The sequence below is a fragment of the Kribbella sp. NPDC055110 genome (assembly GCF_053607525.1).
Genome location: NZ_JBSGTS010000033.1, coordinates 36,875 through 60,790, shown reverse-complemented (window position 1 = coordinate 60,790; position 23,916 = coordinate 36,875). Strand labels below are relative to the sequence as shown.

Genomic DNA, 23,916 nt, shown 5'->3' with positions numbered 1-23,916 from the left:
GGTGCCGTTCGCCGCGGTGGTCGCCGAGATCGCGACGTTTGCCACCACCGCTGCCGCCGGAGCGGCACCAACCGTCAGCGTCGCCGACACCAGCAGAAGCGCCATCACCGCAGCGGCGTGCCTTCTGCACCCAACAAATGGCATGCCCATGACGTACTCCCCCCGCCGGCACTTGCCCGCCCAACTGCTGCGGCCCCTTCAAGTGCCCAAATACCAGCAAGATCGCACACCGAGGGCGCTACGCCTAGAGTCAGTTGGACTCTCGGCGAGATGCTGCAGCCGACGAGGCGGGACGGCGGCCGTCCAGCCCTACGGTCGACACCCGCGAGATGAGCGCGCGGGGCGTGAAGCGGGCGGCGATCACCACGAGTTTGTAGCGGCGGCTCGGGATCGAGATCGCCTTGCCCCGCAGCAGATCCTTCCAGGCCGCGGCGACGAGATCGTCCGCGTCCAGCCACATGAACGACGGGATGAGCGACTTGTCCATCCCCATCCGCTCGTGGAACTCGGTGTGCACGAACCCCGGGCACAACGCCATCACCGCAACACCCTGCGCGTGCAGCCCGGTCGCCAACCCCGCGGAGAAGCTCGTCACCCAGGCCTTGTGGGCGCTGTAGATGTTGCGCTGCAGGAACCCGGCCACCGAGGACACGTTGATCACCGCACCCGAGCCGCGCTCGATCATCGGGAGTACGGCGGCATGCGTGAGCCGCAGTACGACGCGAACAAGCAGATCGAGCTGTTTCTCCTCGACCTCGACCGGGTTCTCCCAGAAGGGCTTCTTCTGCCCGAAGCCGGCGTTGTTCACCAGCAGCTCGATCGGCCCGGTCCGGAACCGCTCCTCGACGCGCGCCAGATCGGCCGCGTCGGTCAGGTCGGCGGCCAGCACCTCGCACTCGACACCGTGCAGCCGCGTGATGTCGGCGGCGACCTCCTTGAGCCGCGCCTCGTCCCGCGACACCAGCACCAGGTCGTACCCCTCGAGCGCAAGCTTGTCCGCGAACGCCCGGCCGATCCCGGTCGCCGGCCCGGTCACGAGCGCAGTCGGCATCGTTGCAGTCCTCCCGTCGGTGACGCCCCCAGTGTGTCACTTAGGCTGATCCGGTGCTGGCGGACATCGACACCTGGGTTCTCGACCTCGACAACACGCTGTATCCGGCCGACGTCGGATTGGCCGATCAGATGAACACCCGGATCCGGGCGTACCTGGCCAACCTGTTCGGCACCGACGAAGCCGAGGCCCTTCGGTTGCAGGCAGAGCTCGTCGCCGAGCACGGGACGACTCTGCGCGGCCTGATGAACACGCGGTCGATCGACCCGCACGAATACCTCGCGTGGGAGCACACGATCGACTACGCCGTACTGCGTCCCGATCGGGTGCTGGCGGAGGTGCTCGGCGGGTTGCCCGGGCGGCGGTACGTGTACACGAACGGGTCGGCGTACCACGCTGAGCAGGTGCTCGGGCGCCTCGGACTGACCGAGTGCATCGACGGCGTCTTCGACATCCTCGCCGCCGACCTGATCCCGAAGCCGTACGACGAGAGCCTGGACGCGTTCCTGGCGTCGTTCGGGATCGACCCGGCGCGGGCCGCGATGTTCGACGATCTCGAGGTGAACCTGACCGGGCCGCACGAGCGCGGGATGACGACGGTCTGGGTGACCGGCGGGACGTCGTACGAGCAGCTCGCGGACCGGCGCTGGCGGGCGGCCGACCTGCCGGGGTTCCTCCGAGCAAACGTCTGATGAATCGCCATTAATGCGTCACAGGTCAGGCTGACCGTGGGCGGATGTGACCAAGAGTGGTCTGAGGACTTACGCTTCGGGGGGAGGTGAGGGGATGGCTGCTACGGACAAGGCGCTGGCCGGGTTACGGCAGATGATCGCGTCCGGGGAGCTCGGGCCGGGGGCGAAGTTTCCGCCGGAGCCCGAGTTGTGCGACCACTTGGGCGTGTCCCGGAGTTCGCTGCGGGAGGCGGTGCGGTCGCTCGGCGCGCTCGGAGTGATCGAGTCGCGGCATGGGTCGGGCACGTACGTCTCCGCGCTCGATCCGGCCGCGATCATCGGCAGATTCTCGCTGTCGGTCGAGCTGATCCCGCTCGAAGGCGTGCTCGAGCTTCTGGAGGTACGCCGGGTGCTCGAGGCGCACGCCACCGCTGCAGCGGCCGCCCGCCAGGACCCGGAGCTCGCAGCGCGACTGAGCGCGGTCCTCGACCGGCTCGAGTCCACGACCGACGCGACCGAGATCCAGCACCTGGACGCCGAGTTCCACGGGCTTATCTGCGCGGCCGGCGGCAATCCGACCGTCACCGCACTCACCGGCGTGATCCGCGGCCGCGGCGGCCACTACCGGATCTTCGAGCCCGGCGCCGACTTCGACGCGATCAAGCGGACCAGCGACCGCGGCCACCGCGCGATCCTGGCCGCGATCACCACCCGCGACCCCGCGGCCGCAGCCACCGCCGCGTCGGCCCACATCGCCCAGACCGAACTCTGGCTGCGCGCGCTCCGCCCCGTCCCACAACCGGCGCTGCCATGAACTGGACCCTTCGCCCGGCGACGCTCGCCGACCTCGAGCAGCTCGTCGAACTCCGCGCGGTCGTGATGCGCCCCGACCTCGAACGCCTCGGCCGGTACGACGCAGACCGCGTCCGTCAGCGTCTGCGCGATTCGTTCGCCCCGGAGCACACCCAGATCATCGAGGTCAACGGTGAGCCGGCCGGCTCGATCACGCTCCGCCCGACCAACGCACAGCCCGAGGGCGGGGTGCCGAGCGGCGAAGTGTCGGGCGAGACGGCAGGTCGTGGGCAGTGGTGGCTCGAGCACTTCTATCTGGACCCACGGCACCAGGGCCGGGGTCTCGGGACCGCGGTTCTGGGGAGTGTTCTGGGGCGCGCGGATGCGGACGGCGCGACCGTTCGGCTGAACGTCCTGCAGGGCAGCCCGGCTCGCCAGCTGTACGAACGCCACGGCTTCGTGGTCGACGACGAGGATCCGGTCGACGTCTTCATGGTCCGGAAATTTCTCTGACCTGTCGAGATCTTGCGCACAGAACGTCGGATGCATAACCTCCAGACACATTCGTCCGGGAGGGGATCCGCCGATGTCCCGTTCGCACTTGATCGCGGTCGCCGTGACGACCGCGCTCCTCGGTGCCGTACTCACGTCCCAACCAGCCGCCGCAGACCCCGCGCCGCGGATCACCCGAGCGGGCCTCGATCCCGCACTGGTGACCGGTCGCGGCGCCGACGTACCGTTCGTCGAGCAGGAGGCGGAGAACGCCGCCTTCACCGGCGAGCAACTCGGCCCGGGGCGGGAGGCGTACACGCTCCCGGCCGAGGCTTCCGGGCGTAGCGCCGTACGGCTGCAGCCCAAGCAGTATGTCGAATTCACGCTGACGCAGCCCGCGAACGCGTTCACGCTGCGGTACAGCATCCCAGACGCTCCGGGCGGCGGCGGGATCACCGCGCCGCTCGACGTGACCGTCAACGGGAAGCAGCGGCAGACGATGACGCTGACGTCGCAGTACGCCTGGCTCTACGGCATGTATCCGTTCTCCAACGACCCGAACGTCGACCCGACCCCCGGCTGGTGGAAGCCCGAACCGGATCCGGTCGCCAAACCGTTCCGGCCGAACCACTTCTACGACGAGCAGCGCGTGATGCTCGACCGAACGTACGAGGCCGGCTCACGCATCCGGTTCGCGGTACCTCGTACGACCACGGCGGCGTGGACTGTCCTCGACGTCGCGGACTTCGAACTGGTGAAGGCGCCTCTCAAACAACCCAAGCACTCTTTGGATGTGCGGCTCTTCGGCGCCGATCCGACCGGACACCGGGACGCGGCGCCGGCGATCGAGCGCACGATCGCGGCCGCTAAGCGGATCGGCTGGTCGGTGTTCATCCCCGCGGGAACGTTCCAGGTGAACCGGCACATCGTCGTGGACCAGGTGACTATCCGCGGCGCCGGCAACTGGTGGACGATCATCAAGGGCAAGGTCCTCCCGCTCGCGGAACCCGCTCCGGACAAGTCGGTGCACAGCGCACCCGGCTTCTACGGCAAGTACGCCGCTGACGGCGGAAGCACCGGCGTACATCTGTCGGACTTCGCCATCGAGAGCGATGTCCGCGAACGCATCGACACCGACCAGGTGAACGGGATCGGCGGCGCGATCGGCGGCGGCTCCACGATCGAGAACCTGTACCTGCACCACACGAAGGTCGGCATCTGGCTCGACGGCCCGATGGACGGCCTGCTGATCCGCAACAACGTCATCACCGACGCCGTTGCCGACGGCATGAACCTGCACCTTGGGGTCTCCAACGTTCGGGCGACCAACAACTTCGTCCGCAACACCGGCGACGACGGGCTGGCGATGTGGTCGGAGTCGAACGCCGACAGCCTGGTCAACCACAACAACGTGTACGACCACAACACCGTGCAGACGCCGGTGCTCGCGAACAACATCGCGATCTACGGCGGTCGCGACAACGCGGTCACCGACAACCTGGTCGCCGATCCGATCCGCGAAGGCAGCACGTTGCATGCCGGCTCGCGGTTCAACGCGACGCCGTTCGAAGGCGCGCTGACGTTCGCCCGCAACACCACGGTCCGCGGCGGTCCGCGCGATCTCAACTGGAACATCGGCCTCGGCGCGATCTGGCTGTACGCCCTGCAGTCGACGATGTCCGCTCACATCGACATCACCGACAGCTCGTTCCTGGACTCGACATACAACGCGATGATGTTCGTCGTCGACTGGCCGGTGAAGGACGACTACGCGATCACGAACGTTGCCGTGCGCAACATCAAGGTCGACGGCACCGGGACCAACGTGGTGAACGCCCGGGTCGGCGGCTGGGCGACGTTCGAGAACGTCGACGCCCGCAACGTCGGGGCCCCGTTCGTGAACAACTGCGGCACGTTCCACTTCAACGGCCCGCCGGAGTTCGAGGTCCGGGATCTCGGCGGCAACGACGGCGGCTGGACCGGCGCGACATGGTGCGAGGACCGCCCCGCCGTCGTACCGCCCCCGCCGCCGTCACCCTGGAACTAGCGGTTCCTCAGGCCATCACAATTGCCCGATGCCGGCGCGCTCAGACGTAACGGCATCCGAATCCGGCGATTGTGATGGCCTGGGGATCCGGAAGGCGGCGGTGAGGACGATCGCGCCGAACAGGACGATGCCCGCGGCGACGCCGGCCGCGGTGTGCATCGCATGGACGAAGGCGTCGTTCGCGAACTGGACCAGGTCGGGGCGGTGCAGTGCGCCTGCCGCGTGGCGGGTCGTCTCGGCCGACGTACCGATCGCTTGCTCGTTCGGCAGCCCGGTGAGCGACGGCGCGATCCGGTGCTGGTACGTCGACGACACGACGGTCCCGAGTACGGCGACACCGAGGACGCTGCCCACCTGGCGCAGGGCGTTGCTGACCGCGGAGCCGGCCCCGATCCGGTCCATCGGGAGCGTCGCCATCACGGCCGCGGTCGTCGGCGCGACGGTCATGCCGATCGCGAGCCCGGCGATTCCGCCGATGATCCCGATCACCACGAGCGACGTGCCGACGTCGTACATGAGGTTGAGCGCAAAGCACGCCGCGAGCGTGAGGACCGCCGTACCCGACACCTTCGCGACCCCGAGCCGGCCGGCCAGCCGGGCACCGAGCGGGGCGCCGACGATCACGCCCATTGCCCCGGGCAACGACATCAGGCCGGCGTCCAGCGCGCTCATGCCGCGGGCGCCCTGGAGGTAGAACGCGAGGTAGAAGCCCTGCCCGGTGATGGTGAGGAAGACCGCCGCCAGCGACAGGTTGCCCGCCGCGAACCGGCGATTGCGGAACAGGCGCGGGTCGAAGCTCGGCTCCGGTTCGCGCCACTCGGAGTACAGGAATCCGGCCAGCAGCAGGAGACCGGCGCCGATGCTCGCCCAGACCTGCCAGCGATCCCAGCCGCCTTGGTGACCGCCTTCGATGAGCCCGTACGACAGGCCGAGCAGTCCGAGGGTGGACAGGCCGAGGCCGAGCGGGTCGAGCCGGCGACGCTTCGGGCTGCGTGGGTTCGGGAGTACGACGGCGGCACCGATCAGGCCGAACGCGACGATCGGCAGGTTGATCGTGAAGACCGAGCCCCACCAGAAGTGATCGATCAGCACCCCGCCGAGCACCGGCCCGACGGCGACACCGACACCGGCCGACGACGACCAGACCGCGATCGCACCGGCCCGGCGCTCCGGCGGGAAGGTCCAGCCGATGATCGCCATCGACGTGGGCATGATCAGCGCGCCGCCGAGGCCCATGGTGGCGCGGGCGAGGATAAGGCCTACCGGGTCGGTGGCCCACGCGGCCCAGGCCGAGGCGATACCGAAGATCAGCAGGCCGAGCATCAGGACGGTGCGGTGGCCGTAGCGGTCGCCGAGAGCGCCGGCCAGGAACAGGGCGGTGGCGAACAACAGCGAATAGATGCCGACGGCCCACTGCAGCTGGCCGGGCGTGGCGCCGAGGCCCTGAACCGGGTCGGCGAGGCGTTCGAGAGCGATACCGAGGACGGTCGAGTCGATCCAGATCAGGACGGCCGAGACGACCAGGATGGCGAGAATGCGGCGTTGGTGGATTGGACCTTGTGGGGGGTCGATCGCAGACACGAAGTCTCCTATGATTGACAGGACCCTGACGAGGTTTCCCATCGTCCTAGATTGACAGGAACCTGTCAATCTCCTTTTCGGCAGAATGTAGTGCATGGATCCCAATGACGAGACCGGCTGTGTGACGTTCCTGGTGCGGCACGCCTGGCTGAGCATGCGGTCCGCGCTCGCGGTCGCGCTCGACGAGCACGGGTTGTCGGTCCAGCAGTACGGCACGCTGCTGTGCGTCCGCGAGGCGCCAGGTCTCACGGTGGCCGAGGTCGGTCGCGTGGTCGGTACCACGCGGCAGTCCGCGAACGAACTGATCGCCGGGATGGAGCGGGCCGGCCTGGTGGAACGGCGGCCGAACCCGAAGGACCGCCGTACCCAGCAGGTGCACCTCACCCCCGGCGGCGAGCGCCGGCTGGCCGAGGCGACCCCGGCGATCCGCAAGGTCGAGGACGAACTCGAGGCCACGTTCAGCGCAACCGACCGCGCCACCGCGCGCGCCTGGCTTGCGCACATGGTCACGGCCGTCGAGGGTTGAGGAATGCGTCCTGCTGAGCGGTTGAGTGGCCTGGGTACGACGATCTTCGCCGAGATGTCCGCGCTGGCGGTGACGACCGGGTCGATCAACCTCGGTCAGGGCTTCCCGGACCGCGACGGGCCGGATTCGCTGCTCGAGGACGCGATCGCGGCGATCCGGGCCGGAGCGAACCAGTACCCGCCGGGTCGCGGCGTACCCGCCTTGCGGGAGGCGATCGTCGACCACCAGAAGCGGTTCTACGACCTCTCGTACGACCCGGACACGCAGGTCCTGGTCACCACCGGTGCGACCGAGGCGATCGCGGCCGCACTGCTCGCGTTCGTCGAGCCCGGTGACGAGGTGATCGCGCTGGAGCCGTACTACGACTCGTACGCGGCCGGGATCGCCTTCGCCGCCGGACGGCGCGTACCCGTGACGCTGCGCGCACCGTCGTACCGGCTGGACCTCGACGAACTGCGCGCCGCGGTCACGCCGCGGACGAAGGTGCTGCTGATCAACTCACCGCACAACCCGACCGGCATGGTCCTCAACGATGGGGAACTGCGCGGGATCCGCGACGTCGCCCTCGAACACGACCTGGTCGTCATCACGGACGAGGTCTACGAACACCTGGTGTACGACGGGACGCACCGGCCGCTCGCGACGTACGACGGGATGGCGGACCGGACCGTGTCGATCAGCAGCGCCGGGAAGACGTTCGCCGTCACCGGCTGGAAGATCGGGTGGGTCACCGGATCGCCTTCAGTGGTGACCGCTGTGACCACCGCCAAACAGTTCCTGACCTTCACCTCCGGCGCCCCCTTCCAGCCGGCCGTCGCGAACGCCCTTGCCCTCGGCAACGACTACTACGACGCCCTGCGCGCCGACCTCCAGTCCCGCCGCGATCTACTGGCAACCGGCCTGGCCGACCTCGGCTTCGAGGTCCACCTCCCCGCCGCCACCTACTTCATCACCACCGATATCCGCCCCCTCGGCCACACCGACGGCATCGACTTCTGCCGAATGCTCCCCCAAAAAGCCGGCGTAGTAGCCATCCCCCACCAAGTCTTCTACGACAACCCAGCCCCCGGCCGCCCCCTGGTCCGCTGGGCCTTCTGCAAACAACCCAAAGTCCTCCAAGAAGCCCTAACCCGCCTCCAAAAACTCTGACAGGGCCTGGGAATGCGCAAAGACAGCGCCCGCTCACTTGTGCGATACTTGCTCTAGCTCGCCACGCGCTGCCTGGTGAGAAGTGAAGCTGGGACCCCCACCGGAGGATGGGACCCAGCTTTCGCGTTTCTAGCGGACCTCGATCTCGTGTTCGGTGATGATTTCCGACATCGCGAGCAACCATCGCGGCTCGCCGAGCCGATCACGGCTCCGGCAACGGCGTCCGCGATCCACAGCAGCGGCTCGTCCCTCGGGCGCGCGAAACCGACCATGAAGCCGCGGGGGATCAAGCCCTTCCGCCGTGCGGAGTCGACCAAGCGGATATCACGGCGGTCAGGTGTGGCGGTGCGCGACTCCAGACAGACCTCACGGACGCCGATCGAGGCCAACTCGTACAACAGACGCTCCAGACAGCACCGCCGCGCTCGCTCCTGCTTCGAGCGATGGACCGGCGATCCCGCGACAACGACGGCCGAGAGATCCAGCCCAGCGATCGCGGCGGCGATGCGGTCGCGGCGCTTGTCGGATTCATCGACCCAGTGCAGACGGCCACCTCGTGTCAAGGTGAGCCCACGCATGCTGTCCCGCGTCGCATCGACCGCAGTGGTATCGAGGACGGCAGCGGCCAGCGTGTACGTGCCGCTCGGATGAAGCGGACCGTCGACGATGACCGATTCGTCGACCCAGGCCGACAGGCTGAACACGGGCGTGGTGGAACTCGGCATTCCACGGATTGTTCAGCAAACCCGGCGTACGAGGGCGCCGTTGTCCACAGGTGTCGTGGGGCATCGCGGGGCAGGTCGGGGCAGATCGTCAGCGGGGTCAGCGGAACCAGTTCTTTGTGGGGCGTTGGAGCATGAGGGTTAGGAGGGTGGCGTGGATGGCCAGGCCTAGGAGGCTTGTTGGTAGGGCCATCAGGCCGCCGGCGATGCCGATGGTTGCGACGGCGATCAGGACGTAGCGGGACCAAGGGCGGCGCTTGCGGAGGTAGAGAGCGGGGACCAGGTAGACGACCGCGCAGACCAGTGCGGCCGCGACTGCGACTGGGGTGTTGCCGCGGGAGCCGGTGAGTACTTCGGAGATCTGGGCGCCTGCGGATGTGAGGGCCAGCGCGGCCAGCAGCAGGCACATCGCGCCCAGCCCGGCGGAGATGACCGCGGCGACCGTCACCTGCTTGGGCGGGGCCGCGGGATAGCCGTGCGTGTCCGGCACCGCACCGAACAGTCCGCTGTACGGCCCCGGCCCACCATCGACCGGTTCGTCACCACGCTGCCCAGTCATCCAACGTCCTTCCACGACCCCCGCCCCGATCCTCCCAGATCGGCCAAACGGCGCTGCCCAAGCCGGGCCGGTCTGTGTGACCGGCCCGGCTTCGGCAGCGAACCTCAGGAGGTGGCGCGCCTGCGGAGAAGGCTGGTGGCGCCGATGGCGACACCGAAGACAGCCAGGCCGACGAGAAGGCGGACCCAACTGCGGTCGCCTTCACCGGTGGCCCCAGCCAGCTTGAGCGAGTACGCCGTTGCGCCGGTCGCACCCTCGGGAGCGCCGAACGGCATCGACTCGGTCTTGGCGCGGTCGGCGGCGGCGGAGAGCAGGCTGTAGCGGCGGCCGAAGTCGCGTGCGGTGTCGGCGCCGTTCTTGGCCAGCACCTTCGCACCTTCCTTCGAGAGCCGGCCGGCGCCGTCCGGAATGGCAGGCGCTTGTTCGGCGGCAGTGCTGAGACCATCCGCCAGCTTGCCCGAGCCCTCGGCCGCGGAGCCGATGCCGGTCGCCAGATCCTTGGAACCCTGCGCCAACTGGTCCGAGCCGGTCTTGGCCTGGCCGACACCGTCGGCCAGTTTGCCCGTACCGCCGGCCAGCAACCCGAGCCCGTTGTCGAGCTGCCCGGTGCCGTCCGACAGCACGCCGGCACCTGCCTTGAGCTTGCCCGTGCCGGTGGACAGCGCTCCCGCACCCGTGTCGAGCTGGTCGGCGCCGTCCGACAGCTGGTTGAGGCCGGCCAGCAGCGTTTTACCACCGGCCTGGATCTGTCCGACGCCACTCTGCAGCCCGTTGACCCCGCCGCGCAGGGTCTTGCTGGCCGGCGTGTCCTTCGACGTGCCGACACCGCCCTGGACCTTGCCTACCACGCGGGACACCAACTGAGTCACACCGGCGTCCACCGCCGCGAGCCCCTGCATCAGACCAGGCTCGGTGTGCGGGCAGCCCGAGACCCGGTTGTCGAGGCCGCACTGCAGTTGCTCGATCCCTTTTACGGCCCGCTCGGTCAGCCGGCCCCTCAGGTATGCGAGCGCCGCCTGCAGTTTGGCGGAATCCGGCAGCGGCTTGTCCAGATCGGGGACCGGGTCACCCAGCGAGCCCATCTGGGCGATCACCGAGTCGAGGATCATCTTCTTGACCGGGTTGGTCTCCGGCCCGACGTTCAGCGCCCCGGCCGGCCCGTTCAGCACCGCGGCAGCGGCGCCGTAGCAAGCCTCGCTGTACGTTCCGGCCGGTTTGCCGTTGCTGACCGCATCGAGCGCATCCGCCGCACAGTGCACGCCACCGCGCATCTTGTCGATTCCCGGACCGGAGGCGGCGAGCTGCTTCTTCAGGCGCTCCAGTCCGCCGAGCAGCGTCCCCTCGGTTCCGACCGAGCCGATCCCGCCGCGGAGCTGTGCGATGCCGTCGTGCAGGGGTTTCGCTTCGGCCGGCAGCTGGCCGATGCCGCCGTACATCTGACTGAGTCCGTCGTCGACGCTCTTCAAGCCGCCGCTGACCTGGTTCAGTCCGTCGATCAAGGCAGGAGCCTTGCCGGTGGCCTCGTCCAGGCCGGAGGCGAGTTTGCCGGTGCCGGTCTTCAGCTTGCCGGCACCCGCGGCGAGATCCTTCGCGCCTTTCTGCAACGCGCCCGCGCCCTTATCCAGCTTGTCCGCACCCTTGGCGGCCTCGCCGGTCTTCGTGCGCAGCAGCGATGCACCGCTCTCGAGCTCACCCAGGCCGCCGGCCAGCTGCGACGCACCGCTGGAGAGCTTGGTGGCACCCGGCGCGGCCTGGTTGGCGAGGCCTTCGTTCAGAGTCTTCGCACCGGCGCTCAACTGCAGCAGGCCGCCGAGCAGCTTCTGCGCGCCGTCCCGGAGGCGGATCAGGTTCGAGTCCAGTTCGGTGCCGCCCTCGACCAGGTCGGCGCCCTTCTCCGCGCCGCTCTGGTATCCGGAGACCGCGGTCTTGAACGTCGGGCTCTCCAGCGGACTGACCGGCAACGCGGTCAGCTCGGCCTCGGGGACGATCGCGTCCTTGACCTCGGCCGCCCAGCCGAACTCCGCGGTCGCGGCACCGACGGGCGGGAACAGCGTGGCAGTGAAGCTCAGTTTCGTACCGCCTTTGCCGTCGCCGGCCTTGTTCGCCTCGGCCGAGGTGACATCACCGAACTCGGGCGGCAGCACAGTCGTCAGCTGACCGACCATCGGAATGACGACGTCGGCCTGCTCGACGACCTGCTTGCCGTACCCATCGGTGATCGTCACCGACTCTTCCTTGGCCGAGGTGTTCTCCACGACGTAGTGCGCCTCCAGCCGTCCCTTCTTGCCGACGACGTCACTGGGCTTGGACAGCTTCTTGCCGTTCAGGGTGTAGGTGACGGCGACCTTGATCGGCAGCTTCTTCTTGTCGAAGTCGCTGACGGTGCGAATCCGCTGCTCGCCGTCCACCGACAGGTCCACGGCCATCTTTCCGTTCTTGACCGAGAACCCGCCGAAGCCGTCCAGGTTGCGCAGGCTGTCGGTCGACACCGGGTTGGCGAGCTTCACCGTTCCGGTGCCGACCAAGGCGAGTTGCTCGTAGATGCGGGCGCCTTGGACCTTGCCGCTGGGGTCGAGTCTGGCCTGAACAGTCTCGGTGTTGGTCACCGTGACGGGTCCGGCGGAGAGTGCGCTCGACGTGGCCAGTGCCGGGGACGTCGACAGGACGAAAGCGGACGGGACGGCGATGGCGACAGCCAATCCCCGGGTGATGCGTCGGGCGGTCACGCACGGTCTCCTTCGGTCGAGGCAAGCTCACGGGTGTCGTCGGCGGGAACCTCAGCGGGCGGCGCCGGTCGCGGCCGCTGGAGCGAGGTCGCCAGGAACCCGATCCCGGCCGCCAGCAGTACGCCGGTGGCCGCCGACGGCGACTGCGCCAGGAAGGCCGGGCTGTCCGCGGTATAGGTCTCCTCGTACACGGCGACCATCGCGGCCGCGCCGAGCAGCAAGGTCCACAACGGGATCCGGTCGGCCGAGCCGGCCGTGAACGCCACGCACACGGCCACCACGGCGACCGCCGCGACGGCCCGGCCGGACGCCGAGTCGGGCAGATAGAGCGCCCGTACGGCGAATCCGAGCCAGGCGACGAACAACCCGATCAAGAAGCCGGTCGCACGCATCGCCGGAGTGCGATCCTGCACCAACCCCACCACACCCCCCAGGGCTCCGCCGACCAGTGCCACGTGCTGCGTGTTCAGACCGAGAGCTTCCCCGACCAGACACAACAGCCCCGCGACGACGGCCAGCAGCGCACCGGATAGCAAGGTACTGCGCTGCATTGAGTCCTCCACTCGCTGCCGGACTCCGGGGACCCCCCGCCGGAAAATCCAAGTTTCAGGTACTTGAACTACTGTTCAGTACTTGGCTGACGGACGTTCCTACCAAGCAGTAATGACTGGTTTCAAGAGCGGAGAGATACCGACTCGCAACTACCGGAAGTTCAAGTGTTTGAAGGCATTCCCGGGCAATGCAAAAGCCGGGCCGGTCAGGGAGACCGGCCCGGCTCGAGCAGTGATCGTCAGGCGGAGACGTCCAACGCGTCCTTCGACTCGTTGAGGGTCACCTTGACGGCTTCGCCGTCGCGGATGGTGCCGTCGAGGAGGCCGCGGGCCAATTCGTCGCCGATCGCGGACTGGACCAGGCGGCGGAGCGGGCGGGCGCCGTACACCGGGTCGTACCCGGTCATCGCCAGCCACTCCATCGCGCCCTCGTCGACGTCCAGCGTGATCCGCCGGTCGGTCAGCCGCCGCTGCAGCGCGGCGATCTGCAGGCCGACGATCTGCGTCAGCTCCTCGCTGCCGAGCGCGTCGAACAGCACGATCTCGTCCAGCCGGTTGATGAACTCCGGCTTGAAGGACTGCCGCACCACGGCCATCACCTGGTCGCGCTTGGCCTTGTCGTCCAGCGACATGTCGGCCAGGTACGCCGAACCCAGGTTGCTGGTCAGGATCAGGATCACGTTCCGGAAGTCGACCGTACGACCCTGGCCGTCGGTCAGCCGGCCGTCGTCCAGCACCTGCAGCAGGATGTCGAAGACCTCGGGGTGCGCCTTCTCCACCTCGTCGAGCAGGATCACCGAGTACGGACGGCGGCGGACGGCCTCGGTCAGCTGGCCACCCTCCTCGTACCCGACGTACCCGGGCGGTGCGCCGACCAGTCGCGCGACGCTGTGCTTCTCGCCGTACTCCGACATGTCGATCCGGACCATCGCCCGCTCGTCGTCGAACAGGAAGTCCGCGAGCGCCTTCGCCAGCTCGGTCTTGCCCACACCCGTCGGGCCGAGGAACAGGAACGAACCGGTCGGCCGGTCCGGGTCGGAGATGCCCGCGCGCGCCCGCCGTACGGCGTCGCTGACGGCCTTGACCGCCTCGCGCTGACCGATCAGCCGGTGCCCGAGCTCGTCCTCCATCCGGAGCAGCTTGCCGGTCTCGCCCTCCAGCAGCCGGCCGGTCGGGATGCCGGTCCACATCGCGATCACCTCGGCGATCTCGGTCGGCCCGACCTCCTCGTTCACCATCGCTTCGGGGCCTTCGGCAACCTCGTCCTCTTCGGCAGCCTCCTCGAGCTCCTTGCTGAGCTGCGGAATCTCGCCGTACAGCAGGCGGGACGCGGTCTCCAGGTCGCCGTCGCGCTGGGCGCGCTCGGCCTGGCCGCGCAGTTCGTCGATGCGCTCCTTGATCTCACCGACCCGGTTCAGGCCGGACTTCTCCCGCTCCCAGCGGGCCTCCAGCGCGCGCAGCTCCTCCTCGCGGTCGGCGAGGTCGGCGCGCAGCCGCTCCAGCCGTTCCTGCGACGAGGCGTCGTCCTCGCGGGACAACGCGAGCTCCTCCATCTTCAGCCGGTCGACGGTACGGCGCAACGAGTCGATCTCGACCGGGGACGAGTCGATCTCCATCCGCAGCCGGGACGCGGCCTCGTCGACCAGGTCGATCGCCTTGTCGGGCAGCTGCCGACCGGAGATGTACCGGTGCGACAGCGTGGCCGCAGCGACCAGGGCCGAGTCGGAGATGGCGACCTTGTGGTGCGCCTCGTACCGCTCCTTCAGGCCACGCAGGATGGCGATCGAGTCCTCGACGGAAGGCTCGCCGACGAAGACCTGCTGGAAACGGCGCTCCAGCGCCGGGTCCTTCTCGATCCGCGTCCGGTACTCGTCCAGGGTGGTCGCACCGATCATCCGCAGCTCGCCCCGCGCCAGCATCGGCTTCAGCATGTTGCCGGCGTCCATCGCGCCCTCGCCGGACGCACCGGCGCCGACAACGGTGTGCAACTCGTCGATGAACGTGATGATCTGACCGTCGGATTCCTTGATCTCGGTCAGCACGGCCTTCAGCCGCTCCTCGAACTCACCGCGGTACTTCGCACCCGCGACCATCGCGCCGAGGTCGAGGCTGATCAGCCGGCGGCCCCGCAGCGACTCGGGCACGTCACCGGCCACGATCCGCTGGGCCAGCCCCTCGACGACGGCGGTCTTGCCGACGCCGGGCTCACCGATCAGCACCGGGTTGTTCTTGGTACGGCGGGACAGCACCTGGACCACGCGCCGGATCTCGGAGTCCCGGCCGATCACCGGGTCGAGCTTGCCGTCCTTGGCGCGCTCGGTCAGGTCGACGCCGTACTTCTCCAGCGTCTTGGTGGCGCCTTCAGCCTCCGGGGACGTGATCCGGCGATTGCCCCGCATCTGGTCGAATGCCTGCAGCAGCGCGTCCGGCGTCACGCCGAGCGCGGTCTTCGCAGGACCGTCGACGGTCGCGAGCGCGATCAGCAGGTGCTCGGTGGAGACGTACTCGTCCCCGAGCCCGAGGGCCCGCTGCTCCGCCTGGTTCAGCACGTCACCGGTCTTCCCCGACAGGCTCGGCGCCTGCACGCTGCCACCGCTCGCCTTCGGGAGCCGGCTCATTGCCTCGGCGGTCTTCCGGCGTACGGCGTCGAGGTCGCCGCCGGCCGCTTCGAGCAGGCCGATCGTCGTGCCCTCGGGCTGCGCGAGCAGCGCGGACAGCAGGTGAATCGGTTCCACGGTCGGGTTGCCCGCCGCGGACGTCTGACGGATCGCGACCGACAGGGTTTCCCGGGCCAGCGTCGTCAACCGCTGAACGTCCATCTAGTTCCAGCCCTCCAACTCAAGTAACAGGTCTTACTCAATACAACCTACCGAAACTTGAGTCCATTCCACTCAACTCTGGAAATTCCCAGGGACGAATCAGGGTCGATCAGTGCTGGTAGGCGCCGGAATCCCACGTGGTTAGGACGGTCAGATCCTTGTCGGCCAGGTCGCGGTCGTAGCCGGACTTCTCGGCGCGGTCGATGGCCGGGCTACCCGCCTTCAGGCGGAGATCGGTCGCGCTGGTGTAGAGCGGATCGGCCTTCACCGAGTGCGCGCCGAGCGTGAACTGATACACGCTGCCCTGGTACACACCGTTGTCCTCGTCCGCCGCGTCGGCCGGGTTGCCGGTGTCGAACGAGTCGTCGTACCCGACCTTGCCGCCCACCTTGACGATGTTGTTGCGCAGCTTCAGGATGTCCGCGCCGCAGCCCCGGTCACAGCTCCAGCCGTCGCCGTTCGCGATGTTCACGGAGTTGTTGATCGCCAGCGTTCCGCGGACCGGGCCGATGTCGACGCCCGCGCCGCGAGTGATCAGGAAGGTGCCGGACGGCTGGGTCGACGTGATCGTGTTGTAGGCGAACACGTTGCCGTCGGCGGTCTTGCCGGCGCCGTAGCGGCCGAGTTCCGTAAAGGTGTCGTTGTTCGCGGTCTTGTTGTACTCGATGTGGTTCCGGTTGCCGTTGAAGATCTCCACCGCGGCGCCGTCGTACCCGTAGTCGTGGCTGGTGTGGAAGCTGCCGCTGATCGTGTTGTGGTGGATCTGGTTGTCGTCGCCGTGGACCAGTACGCCGAACGCGCCCGAGTCGTCGTTGTCGTGCGTGTCGTCGTCCACGCTCATCTTGTTGTTGTCGACGATCGTGCTCCAGCGGATCGTGTTCCAGTCGGACCCGTCGAGGATCGAGATGCCGGCGACGTTGTTGTCGGCCTGGATCGTGTCCAGGACGATGCCGTCGCCGCCCAGCTCGAAGCCGGCCCAGTTGCAGCCGCTCGCGCGCAGGTCACCGATGAAGATGTCCGAGCCGGTGACGTTCACACAGTTCAGTACGTCGCCGCCGATCTTCGGCAATGCTCCGGTGCCGTAGGCGCCGACCACGATCGGGGCATCCGAGTCGCCCGACGAGGACAACTCCAGGGTGCCGGTCCAGGAACCGCCACGCTTGAACAGGATCTGGTCCCCCGGCCCGAAGCCGGACCCGTTGACCTTGGCGAGGCTCTTCCACGGTTTGTCACTGGTACCGGCGTTCGCGTCGTTCCCCGCGGTCGCGTCGACGTAGTAGGCGGTCGGGTTCGGGGCGGCGTAGGCGACGCCGGCGGTTGAGCTGAGGAGGAAAGTGGCGGCCAGGAGGGCGGCAGGCTTGTTCACGAAGATTAGTTTCGGCCTGTCACTCTGCGCAGTCAACAACTAACGACGACCCGCTGTCACCAGGCCAGCCGAAACCGCGACTGCTTGCCGGTGGCAACAGGATCAGGTGGTGAACTCCGAGGCGCGGATCCGGTACACCTGCAGATTCAGGTCGTAGTACTTGTCGGTCTCGCCGACCCACTCCATGCCGATCCGTCGCGCCGTCGCGATCGCGCGCTTGTTGGCCGGCCGCGCGACGGCGAACAGCTCGTCGACCTCGCCGCCGGTGAACGCCCAGGCCATCAACGCACGGCTGGCCTCGGTCGCGTACCCGAAACCCCACGCGCTCGGCCGCAGCTGCCAGCCGATCTCGAGATCCTCCTCGTACGGCGGCAGCAGGCGGATCAGCAACGCGCCGACCACCTCACCGTCGTCCCGGCGCGTGACCGCCCAGCGGCCCGCGGGTACGACGAAGTTCGGTTGCGCCTCGATCCAGGACTGCAGGATCAGCCGCATCGTCGGGGCATCAGGCACCTTGTCGATAGCCGGTGACAGCCAGGGCGCCACGTCGGCGGAGCCAAAGATCTCCAGCGCGGCGTCGGCGTCGTCTTCCACCCAGTCCCGGATCAGCAGCCGGTCGGTCTCCAGCTTCAGCGTCACCCCGCCAGGGTATGCGGTGCTCGCCGGAAGACAACAGCAACAAGAGAACCGCAGGGCGGTCCTGGAACGGACCACCCTGCGGTGGCCGAAGGGCGCTGGGGGGATCGCGCACCTTCGACTTGTGGAGGCGTCGTGGGGGAACGACGACCTCCACCGGAGGGCCGGAGGCTCCGAGGGGGTTCGGATCGCCTCCGGCAGCTTCGGGGCGGGGGATCAGCGAGAGCCGAGTTCCAGGGGCTGGGTGCGGATCCATCGCGTTGTGGTCTGCTGCCGGCCCATGGCGATCACGTCGCCCGCGGGACCGGCCGAGAAGACCCGGCTGGCGGCTGGACGCCGGGAGGCGCCGACACCGCGCTGGACTTCGGCCAGGAGCTGGTTGACCCGCTGACGCAGGTCCTCCACCTCTGACTGTAGCGCGAGGACATGGCGAATCCCCGCGAGGTTGACGCCCTCTTCCTGGGACAAATGCTGCACATAACGCAGCCTCGCCACGTCGTACGCCGAGTACCGCCGGCCGCGGCCGGACGCCCGGCTCGGCACCACCAGGCCGAGCCGGTCGTACTGGCGCAACGTCTGCGGATGCATGCCGGCCAGCTGGGCCGCCACCGAGATCACGTAGATCGGGGTGCGGTCGTCCCAGGTCGGCACCTGGCTGAACGGGATACCCATCACGAGCTCCCGAACAACCCGGCCCGCAGATCAGGATGATCCGACGCGGAGTTGAACTCCTGCAGCTTCGTCTTCTGCTCGTCGGTCAACTCGTGCGGAACCTGCACTTCGAGCGTCAGCATCAGGTCGCCCTTGGTCCCGTCCCGCCGTACCGATCCCTTACCGCGAACGCGCAGCTTGCTCCCGTTCGCCGTACCTGCAGGGATCCGGACCGTGACGGGCAGGCCGTCCAGGGTCGGAACCTTGATCTCGGCACCCAGCGCCGCCTCGGTGAAACTCACCGGGACGTTCAGCGTCAGGTGCTCGCCCTGCCGGCCGAAGATCCGGTGCGGCTTGACGTGCACGGTGACGTAGAGGTCGCCCGCAGGGCCACCCCGTTCGCCGGCCGCGCCCTTGCCCTTCAGGCGGATCCGCTGACCGTCCTGCACGCCCGCGGGGATGCGCACCTGCATGGTCTTGCTCGACTGGCCGCGACCGGAGCCGTGGCAGGTCTCGCACGGCTGGTCGACGACCAGACCGCGACCCTTGCACTCGGTGCACGGCTCGGTCATCGCGAACACGCCACCCTGCACCGAGGTCTGCATACCCGTGCCTTCGCACTTCAGGCAGACCTTCGGCACAGTGCCGTACTTCGCACCGGTACCGCGACACGTCGCGCACGGCTCGTCGCTGGTCATCCGGAGCCCGACCGTGACACCGTTCACGGCCTCGGCGAACTCGATCGTCGCCTCGGTCTCGATGTCCTGGCCACGCCGCGGACGGGCCGTCGTGGTGGTCGTGGTCCGGCCACCACCGCCGAACATGCCGCCCAGGATGTCGCCGAGCCCGCTCCCGCCGCCCTGGCCGCCGCGGTTGAACAGGTCGCCGACGTTGAAGTCGAAGCCCCCGCCCTGACCGCTGCCGGTCGGCATCCGGAAGCCGCCGCTGCCGAACAGCCGGCGCGCCTCGTCGTACTCCTTGCGCTTCTTCGGGTCGCCGACGACGTCGTACGCCTCGGAGACCTCCTTGAACTTGGCCTCCGCCTTGGTGTCCCCGGCGTTCGAATCAGGGTGGTACTGCCGGGCCAGCTTGCGGTAGGCCTTCTTGATCTCGTCGGCCTCGGCGGTCTTGGAGACGCCGAGAATCTTGTAGAAGTCCTTCTCGATCCAGTCCTTCTGGCTCATCCGGCACCTCCCCTCCCGTCGTGGTCGGTACTACTCCGCGGACCTGTCCGCGTCTTCATCAGTGCTCTCCGCCGGTACGTCGGCCTGCGCGGCGTCCCCCGGCAGTTGTTCGGTCGGCTCCGACACGGCCACTCGCGCCGCCCGCAGGATCCGCTCACCGTGGCGGTAGCCCGGCTGCATGATCATCGTCGCGGTCGGACCGTCGACCTCGTCGGAGTAGTTGTGCAGCAGGGCCTCGTGGATCCGCGGGTCGAAGGGGTCGCCCTTCTCGCCGAACTTCTCCAGGCCGAGCTTCTCGGTGACCCGCTCCAGCGACTCGGCGACGGCCTTGAAGGCGCCCTCGAGCTCACCGGCTTCGCGGGCCCGGCCGACGTCGTCCAGGATCCCGAGCAGCTCGGAGAGCACCGTGCCGATCACGAGCTCGCGCGAGGCTTCCCGCTCACGATCCACGCGGCGCTTGTAGTTCACGTACTCGGCCTGCAGTCGCTGCAGGTCCGCCGTACGCTCGGCGAGCGCCTCGGTCAGCAGGGCTTCCTGGGCGGACGGACCGATCAGGTCGGACGGGTCCCGCGGCGGCTGACCGCTCGGGCCCCCCGGCGCGGGAGCCGCGGACTGGTCCGCAGGCTCCCGCAGCTTGCCGGTTTCCGGGTCGATCCGGCGCTTGTCCCGGATGACGGGCTCGCCGTCACCGAACTCGCTGCCAGTCGGTCGATCCGTCACTTGTCCTCCGTCTTGTCCTGCGGCCGGTCCTCGTCCACGATCTCGGCGTCGACGACATCGTCGTCGTTACTGCTGCTGGCCGTGTCCTCGGAGGTGGCGCCGTCGGCAGTCGAGCCGCCGGCGGCCTGGGCGTTCGCGTACATCGCGGCACCCATCTTCTGGCTGGACTGGGCGAGCTTCTCCGAGGCGGCCTTGACCGCGTCGGCGTCCTCACCCTCGAGGGCCTTCTTCAGCTCGGCGACGGCGTCCTTGACCTCGGTCTTGACGTCGTCGGGAACCTTGTCCTCGTTCTCCTGCAGGAACTTCTCGGTCTGGTAGACCAACGACTCCGCCTGGTTGCGGTTCTCCACCGCCTCGCGGCGCTGCCGGTCCTCCTCGGCGTACTGCTCGGCGTCACGGACCATCTGGTCGATGTCGGTCTTCGGCAGCGCGGAGCCGCCCGTCACCGTCATCCGCTGCTCCTTGCCGGTGGCCAGGTCCTTGGCGTTCACGTGCACGATGCCGTTCGCGTCGATGTCGAAGGTGACCTCGATCTGCGGCACGTTCCGCGGCGCCGGCGGCAGGCCGGTCAGCTCGAAGTTGCCGAGCGACTTGTTGTCGCGGGCCATCTCGCGCTCGCCCTGGTACACCTGGATCATCACCGATGGCTGGTTGTCCTCGGCCGTGGTGAAGATCTCCGAGCCCTTGGTCGGGATCGTGGTGTTGCGCTCGATGATCTTGGTGAACACGCCGCCCTTGGTCTCGATACCGAGGCTCAGCGGGGTCACGTCGAGCAGCAGGACGTCCTTGACCTCACCCTTCAGCACACCGGCCTGCAGGGAGGCGCCGACCGCGACGACCTCGTCCGGGTTCACACCCTTGTTCGGGTCCTTGCCGCCGGTCAGCTCCTTGACCAGCTCGGCGACCGCGGGCATCCGGGTCGAACCGCCGACCAGGATCACGTGGTCGATCTTCGACACGTCGATGCCGGCGTCCTTGATGACGGCCTTGAACGGCGCGCGGGCGCGCTCGAGCAGGTCGTTGGTCATCTTCTGGAACTCTGCCCGGGAGAGCTTCTCCTCCAGGTGCAGCGGGCCGGACTCGGTCAGGCTCAGGTACGGCAGGTGGATCGTGGTCTCGGCCGCGGCGGACAGCTCGATCTTGGCCTTCTCGGCGGCCTCGGTGAGGCGCTGCATGGCCATCTTGTCGCCGGACAGGTCGGTGCCGAACTTGTTCTTGAACTGAGTCACCAGCCACTGCACGATGCGCGCGTCCCAGTCGTCACCACCGAGGTGGTTGTCACCGCTGGTCGCCTTCACCTCGAAGACACCGTCGCCGATCTCCAGCAGCGAGACGTCGAACGTGCCGCCGCCGAGGTCGAAGACCAGGATGGTCTGCTCGGTGCCCTTGTCCAGGCCGTAGGCGAGCGCGGCCGCGGTCGGCTCGTTGACGATCCGGTGCACCTTCAGGCCTGCGATCTCGCCGGCCTCCTTGGTCGCCTGGCGCTGCGCGTCGGAGAAGTACGCCGGCACGGTGATGACCGCGTCCGTGACCTGCTCCCCGAGGTACGCCTCGGCGTCCCGCTTCAGCTTCTGCAGCACGAACGCGCTGATCTGCTGCGGCGTGAACTTCTTGCCGTCGATGTCGACGCTCCAGGCCTCGCCCATGTGGCGCTTGACCGAGCGGATGGTGCGGTCGACGTTCGTGGTGGCCTGGCGCTTCGCCACCTCGCCGACCAGGACCTCGCCGTTCTTGGCGAAGGCCACCACCGAGGGCGTCGTACGCGCTCCCTCGGCGTTGGGGATGACGGTGGGCTCGCCACCTTCCAGTACGGCGATGACGGAGTTCGTCGTACCGAGATCGATTCCGACCGCGCGGGCCATTCTTTACCTCCACGAAGTTGAGTGATGCAGACTCAATGTTGCCCGTTCGTCCGCCTCGGTTCAAATCCGTGACCGAACAAACTTGAGTTCACTAGGCTCAACATTGCACGACGGCCAGGTCATTCCCAAGAGCAACCCCCGATTTCGGGGTCCCGACCAGGGTGCGACCAGGGCGACCCCTCGTGAAGCAAACGTTTACCGTGCGATCCTGATCACTGTGATACTCCGCCCGATGACCGCAGCCGACCTCGGCGCGGTCCTCGCGCTGAACGGCACCGCGGAAGGTCTTGTCGAACCCCTCAGCGCCGACCGCCTGGACTGGCTCCGGCTGATCGCCGCCCACGCCGTCGTCGTCGACCTGGACGGCGTACCCGCCAGCTTCGTCCTCACGTTCACCCCCGGTTCGGCGTACGACGGGCTGGCGTACGAGGCGTTCACCCGCCCGTACGCCGACCGCTTCCTGCTCATCGAGCGGATCGTGGTCGCCCCCGAACACCGACGCACCGGCATCGCCACCCAGGTCTACCGAGCCATCGAACGCGCCGCCAAACCGTTCGACCGCACCGTAGCCGCCGTCCCCACCAACACCCCCGCCATCACCTTCCACAACACCCGAGGCTACGTAGAAGTAGCCAAACAACGCCTCCCCAACGGCACCGCGACTGCCCTGTTGGCGAAGGATCTGTCGGAGTAGGACGCCAGGAGGCGGGCGGCGGTGCTGGTGGATGTGGTTGGGCGGACCGCCACCACTCACCAAACCGCCGTGAGCCGCTCCTCGCGCGCCAACTTGAGCGCGAGCGCCTCGAAGATGGCCTGCTTACTGAGTGGTGGCGGTCCGCCTGTGGACAACGCTGACCCCGAGCCGCGGAAACTCTCCATCATGGATTCATGCCAGACGTGACAGAGGTGATCGGTAGGCGCGGCGGATCGGCGACGTTCGCGGACCTTCGCGCGGTCGTGTCCGCGCGCGCCATCCGCAACGCGCTCACGTCAGGTGCGATCGACCGGGTGGCGAAGGGCGTCTACGCGGTGCGGGCCGCACCGCCAGCGCTGACCGCGGCACGAAGTCACGGCGGTGTCGTCTCGCATCTCAGCGCCGCGCAGCACTGGGGTCTCGGGGTGATCAACCCGCCCGTTCAGCCGCACGTCACTCTTCCGCCGGGCCGGGTCCGGCGACGCACCGGGCTGCCCTGCGTCCTGCACTGGGCGGATGTTCCCGCGCTGGACGACGTCACCACCCCGCTTCGGACCGTCCTGGACTGCCTCCGCATCGTGCCGCTGGGCGAAGGGCTCGCGATAGCGGACTCAGCCTTACGAACGCGGTGTGTCGAGCATGACCTGCTCCTCGATGCGGCGGGGCGGCTTCGAGGACCACACCGCCGGCGCATCCAGCAGGTCGTCGCGTTGGCGGACGGCCGGGCAGAGTCAGTCCTGGAATCGGTCTTGCGAGCCTTGTTGATCGAAGCGGGCCTCGAAGGCTTCGTGCCTCAGGTGCTCGTGCGGGACGCGGAGTTCTCGGCTCGCCTCGACCTGGGCAATACCCAGCTTCTCCTCGGTCTCGAGGCGGACGGGTTCGCGTTCCACGGCACTCGGCGGGCGCTGGTCAAGGACTGCCGCCGGCAGGCGAACCTGACGGTCCGCGGCTGGCGGGTGCTCCGCTTCAGCTGGGAGGACATCATGTACGACCCCGACTGGGTGGTCGCCACGATCGAGCGGGCTGCCGGACTTCCGCCACTCAGTAAGCGCCTGCTGCGCGCCGCCTGAGTCGACAGCTGAGCGTGCGGCGGTCAGATAACGCGAGGTTGGTGAGT

The 23,916-nt window shown here is 68.3% G+C and carries 21 protein-coding genes; 8 read left to right on the top strand and 13 right to left on the bottom strand.

Features of this window, described 5'->3' with window-relative positions; genetic code table 11:
- Positions 1-250 precede the first annotated feature (250 nt).
- The gene (locus ACWF0M_RS34215; protein ID WP_452239884.1) at positions 251-1,051 is read right to left on the bottom strand and encodes an SDR family NAD(P)-dependent oxidoreductase; all 801 of its coding nucleotides are present in this window, start codon (positions 1,049-1,051) and stop codon (positions 251-253) included.
- A 53-nt stretch (positions 1,052-1,104) separates the two neighbouring features.
- Between ACWF0M_RS34215 and ACWF0M_RS34210 the strand changes: the two genes are divergently transcribed.
- The 4 genes from ACWF0M_RS34210 to ACWF0M_RS34195 all read left to right on the top strand — a co-directional run bounded on the left by ACWF0M_RS34210 (position 1,105) and on the right by ACWF0M_RS34195 (position 5,053).
- A complete protein-coding gene (locus ACWF0M_RS34210) occupies positions 1,105-1,743 on the top strand; it encodes a pyrimidine 5'-nucleotidase (RefSeq protein ID WP_452239883.1) in 639 nt (212 codons plus the stop codon).
- Between the two features lie 94 nt (positions 1,744-1,837).
- Positions 1,838-2,536 carry a FadR/GntR family transcriptional regulator gene (locus tag ACWF0M_RS34205; RefSeq protein ID WP_452239882.1) on the top strand — a complete coding sequence of 233 codons (699 nt, stop codon included), beginning with the start codon at positions 1,838-1,840 and terminating at the stop codon, positions 2,534-2,536.
- Positions 2,533-3,027 (top strand): N-acetyltransferase family protein, encoded by a 495-nt coding sequence (locus ACWF0M_RS34200; protein ID WP_452239881.1) that lies wholly within the window; start codon positions 2,533-2,535, stop codon positions 3,025-3,027. The genes ACWF0M_RS34205 and ACWF0M_RS34200 overlap by 4 nt, the downstream gene beginning before the upstream one ends.
- 73 nt (positions 3,028-3,100) lie before the next feature.
- Positions 3,101-5,053 (top strand): glycosyl hydrolase family 28-related protein, encoded by a 1,953-nt coding sequence (locus ACWF0M_RS34195; RefSeq protein ID WP_452239880.1) that lies wholly within the window; start codon positions 3,101-3,103, stop codon positions 5,051-5,053.
- 15 nt (positions 5,054-5,068) lie between these two features.
- Here ACWF0M_RS34195 and ACWF0M_RS34190 read toward each other — a convergent pair whose 3' ends face one another.
- Positions 5,069-6,634, bottom strand: a complete 1,566-nt coding sequence (locus tag ACWF0M_RS34190; RefSeq protein WP_452239879.1) for an MFS transporter — start codon at positions 6,632-6,634, stop codon at positions 5,069-5,071.
- 94 nt (positions 6,635-6,728) lie between these two features.
- Between ACWF0M_RS34190 and ACWF0M_RS34185 the strand changes: the two genes are divergently transcribed.
- Both ACWF0M_RS34185 and ACWF0M_RS34180 read left to right on the top strand, forming a co-directional pair.
- On the top strand, positions 6,729-7,160 hold the full coding sequence (locus tag ACWF0M_RS34185) for a MarR family winged helix-turn-helix transcriptional regulator (RefSeq protein ID WP_452239878.1): 432 nt from the start codon (positions 6,729-6,731) through the stop codon (positions 7,158-7,160).
- A gap of 3 nt (positions 7,161-7,163) precedes the next feature.
- Positions 7,164-8,309, top strand: a complete 1,146-nt coding sequence (locus ACWF0M_RS34180; protein WP_452239877.1) for a pyridoxal phosphate-dependent aminotransferase — start codon at positions 7,164-7,166, stop codon at positions 8,307-8,309.
- A gap of 53 nt (positions 8,310-8,362) precedes the next feature.
- Here the strand turns inward: ACWF0M_RS34180 and ACWF0M_RS34175 are convergent, their stop codons facing one another.
- The 11 genes from ACWF0M_RS34175 to dnaK all read right to left on the bottom strand — a co-directional run bounded on the left by ACWF0M_RS34175 (position 8,363) and on the right by dnaK (position 22,105).
- Complete coding sequence (locus tag ACWF0M_RS34175) at positions 8,363-9,034, bottom strand: hypothetical protein (protein ID WP_452239876.1); 672 nt, start codon at positions 9,032-9,034, stop codon at positions 8,363-8,365.
- 97 nt (positions 9,035-9,131) lie between these two features.
- Complete coding sequence (locus tag ACWF0M_RS34170) at positions 9,132-9,590, bottom strand: hypothetical protein (protein WP_452239875.1); 459 nt, start codon at positions 9,588-9,590, stop codon at positions 9,132-9,134.
- A 104-nt stretch (positions 9,591-9,694) separates the two neighbouring features.
- On the bottom strand, positions 9,695-12,316 hold the full coding sequence (locus tag ACWF0M_RS34165; protein ID WP_452239874.1) for a hypothetical protein: 2,622 nt from the start codon (positions 12,314-12,316) through the stop codon (positions 9,695-9,697).
- Entirely contained in the window at positions 12,313-12,867 is a 555-nt protein-coding gene (locus ACWF0M_RS34160) for a hypothetical protein (RefSeq protein ID WP_452239873.1), read from the bottom strand. Before ACWF0M_RS34160 ends, ACWF0M_RS34165 begins: the two co-directional genes overlap by 4 nt.
- A 239-nt stretch (positions 12,868-13,106) precedes the next feature.
- A complete protein-coding gene (gene clpB / locus ACWF0M_RS34155) occupies positions 13,107-15,686 on the bottom strand; it encodes an ATP-dependent chaperone ClpB (protein WP_452239872.1) in 2,580 nt (859 codons plus the stop codon).
- Between the two features lie 109 nt (positions 15,687-15,795).
- A complete protein-coding gene (locus ACWF0M_RS34150) occupies positions 15,796-17,052 on the bottom strand; it encodes a hypothetical protein (RefSeq protein ID WP_452239871.1) in 1,257 nt (418 codons plus the stop codon).
- 102 nt (positions 17,053-17,154) lie between these two features.
- Positions 17,155-17,691, bottom strand: a complete 537-nt coding sequence (locus ACWF0M_RS34145; RefSeq protein ID WP_452239870.1) for a GNAT family N-acetyltransferase — start codon at positions 17,689-17,691, stop codon at positions 17,155-17,157.
- A gap of 213 nt (positions 17,692-17,904) precedes the next feature.
- The gene (locus ACWF0M_RS34140) at positions 17,905-18,360 is read right to left on the bottom strand and encodes a heat shock protein transcriptional repressor HspR (protein WP_327638528.1); all 456 of its coding nucleotides are present in this window, start codon (positions 18,358-18,360) and stop codon (positions 17,905-17,907) included.
- The gene (gene dnaJ / locus ACWF0M_RS34135; protein WP_452239869.1) at positions 18,360-19,523 is read right to left on the bottom strand and encodes a molecular chaperone DnaJ; all 1,164 of its coding nucleotides are present in this window, start codon (positions 19,521-19,523) and stop codon (positions 18,360-18,362) included. Before dnaJ ends, ACWF0M_RS34140 begins: the two co-directional genes overlap by 1 nt.
- A gap of 30 nt (positions 19,524-19,553) precedes the next feature.
- A complete protein-coding gene (gene grpE / locus ACWF0M_RS34130) occupies positions 19,554-20,243 on the bottom strand; it encodes a nucleotide exchange factor GrpE (protein ID WP_452239868.1) in 690 nt (229 codons plus the stop codon).
- On the bottom strand, positions 20,240-22,105 hold the full coding sequence (dnaK, locus tag ACWF0M_RS34125) for a molecular chaperone DnaK (RefSeq protein WP_452239867.1): 1,866 nt from the start codon (positions 22,103-22,105) through the stop codon (positions 20,240-20,242). The genes grpE and dnaK overlap by 4 nt, the downstream gene beginning before the upstream one ends.
- Positions 22,106-22,337: 232 nt before the next feature.
- Here dnaK and ACWF0M_RS34120 point away from each other — a divergent pair, with 232 nt between their 5' ends.
- Positions 22,338-22,799 (top strand): GNAT family N-acetyltransferase, encoded by a 462-nt coding sequence (locus tag ACWF0M_RS34120; protein WP_452239866.1) that lies wholly within the window; start codon positions 22,338-22,340, stop codon positions 22,797-22,799.
- A 194-nt stretch (positions 22,800-22,993) separates the two neighbouring features.
- Positions 22,994-23,869 (top strand): DUF559 domain-containing protein, encoded by an 876-nt coding sequence (locus ACWF0M_RS34115; protein WP_452239865.1) that lies wholly within the window; start codon positions 22,994-22,996, stop codon positions 23,867-23,869.
- The last annotated feature ends 47 nt before the right edge of the window (positions 23,870-23,916 follow it).

Excerpts from the sequence above, each read along its gene's own strand:
- ACWF0M_RS34140 (WP_327638528.1), bottom strand. The coding sequence starts at position 18,360 with ATGGGTATCCCGTTCAGCCAGGTGCCGACCTGGGACGACCGCACCCCG.
- clpB (WP_452239872.1), bottom strand. The coding sequence starts at position 15,686 with ATGGACGTTCAGCGGTTGACGACGCTGGCCCGGGAAACCCTGTCGGTC.
- dnaK (WP_452239867.1), bottom strand. The coding sequence starts at position 22,105 with ATGGCCCGCGCGGTCGGAATCGATCTCGGTACGACGAACTCCGTCATC.
- dnaJ (WP_452239869.1), bottom strand. The coding sequence starts at position 19,523 with ATGAGCCAGAAGGACTGGATCGAGAAGGACTTCTACAAGATTCTCGGC.
- ACWF0M_RS34195 (WP_452239880.1), top strand. The coding sequence starts at position 3,101 with ATGTCCCGTTCGCACTTGATCGCGGTCGCCGTGACGACCGCGCTCCTC.
- ACWF0M_RS34185 (WP_452239878.1), top strand. The coding sequence starts at position 6,729 with ATGGATCCCAATGACGAGACCGGCTGTGTGACGTTCCTGGTGCGGCAC.
- ACWF0M_RS34215 (WP_452239884.1), bottom strand. The coding sequence starts at position 1,051 with ATGCCGACTGCGCTCGTGACCGGGCCGGCGACCGGGATCGGCCGGGCG.
- ACWF0M_RS34170 (WP_452239875.1), bottom strand. The coding sequence starts at position 9,590 with ATGACTGGGCAGCGTGGTGACGAACCGGTCGATGGTGGGCCGGGGCCG.
- ACWF0M_RS34180 (WP_452239877.1), top strand. The coding sequence starts at position 7,164 with ATGCGTCCTGCTGAGCGGTTGAGTGGCCTGGGTACGACGATCTTCGCC.
- ACWF0M_RS34200 (WP_452239881.1), top strand. The coding sequence starts at position 2,533 with ATGAACTGGACCCTTCGCCCGGCGACGCTCGCCGACCTCGAGCAGCTC.
- ACWF0M_RS34120 (WP_452239866.1), top strand. The coding sequence starts at position 22,338 with ATGACCGCAGCCGACCTCGGCGCGGTCCTCGCGCTGAACGGCACCGCG.
- ACWF0M_RS34205 (WP_452239882.1), top strand. The coding sequence starts at position 1,838 with ATGGCTGCTACGGACAAGGCGCTGGCCGGGTTACGGCAGATGATCGCG.
- ACWF0M_RS34160 (WP_452239873.1), bottom strand. The coding sequence starts at position 12,867 with ATGCAGCGCAGTACCTTGCTATCCGGTGCGCTGCTGGCCGTCGTCGCG.
- ACWF0M_RS34175 (WP_452239876.1), bottom strand. The coding sequence starts at position 9,034 with ATGCCGAGTTCCACCACGCCCGTGTTCAGCCTGTCGGCCTGGGTCGAC.
- ACWF0M_RS34115 (WP_452239865.1), top strand. The coding sequence starts at position 22,994 with ATGCCAGACGTGACAGAGGTGATCGGTAGGCGCGGCGGATCGGCGACG.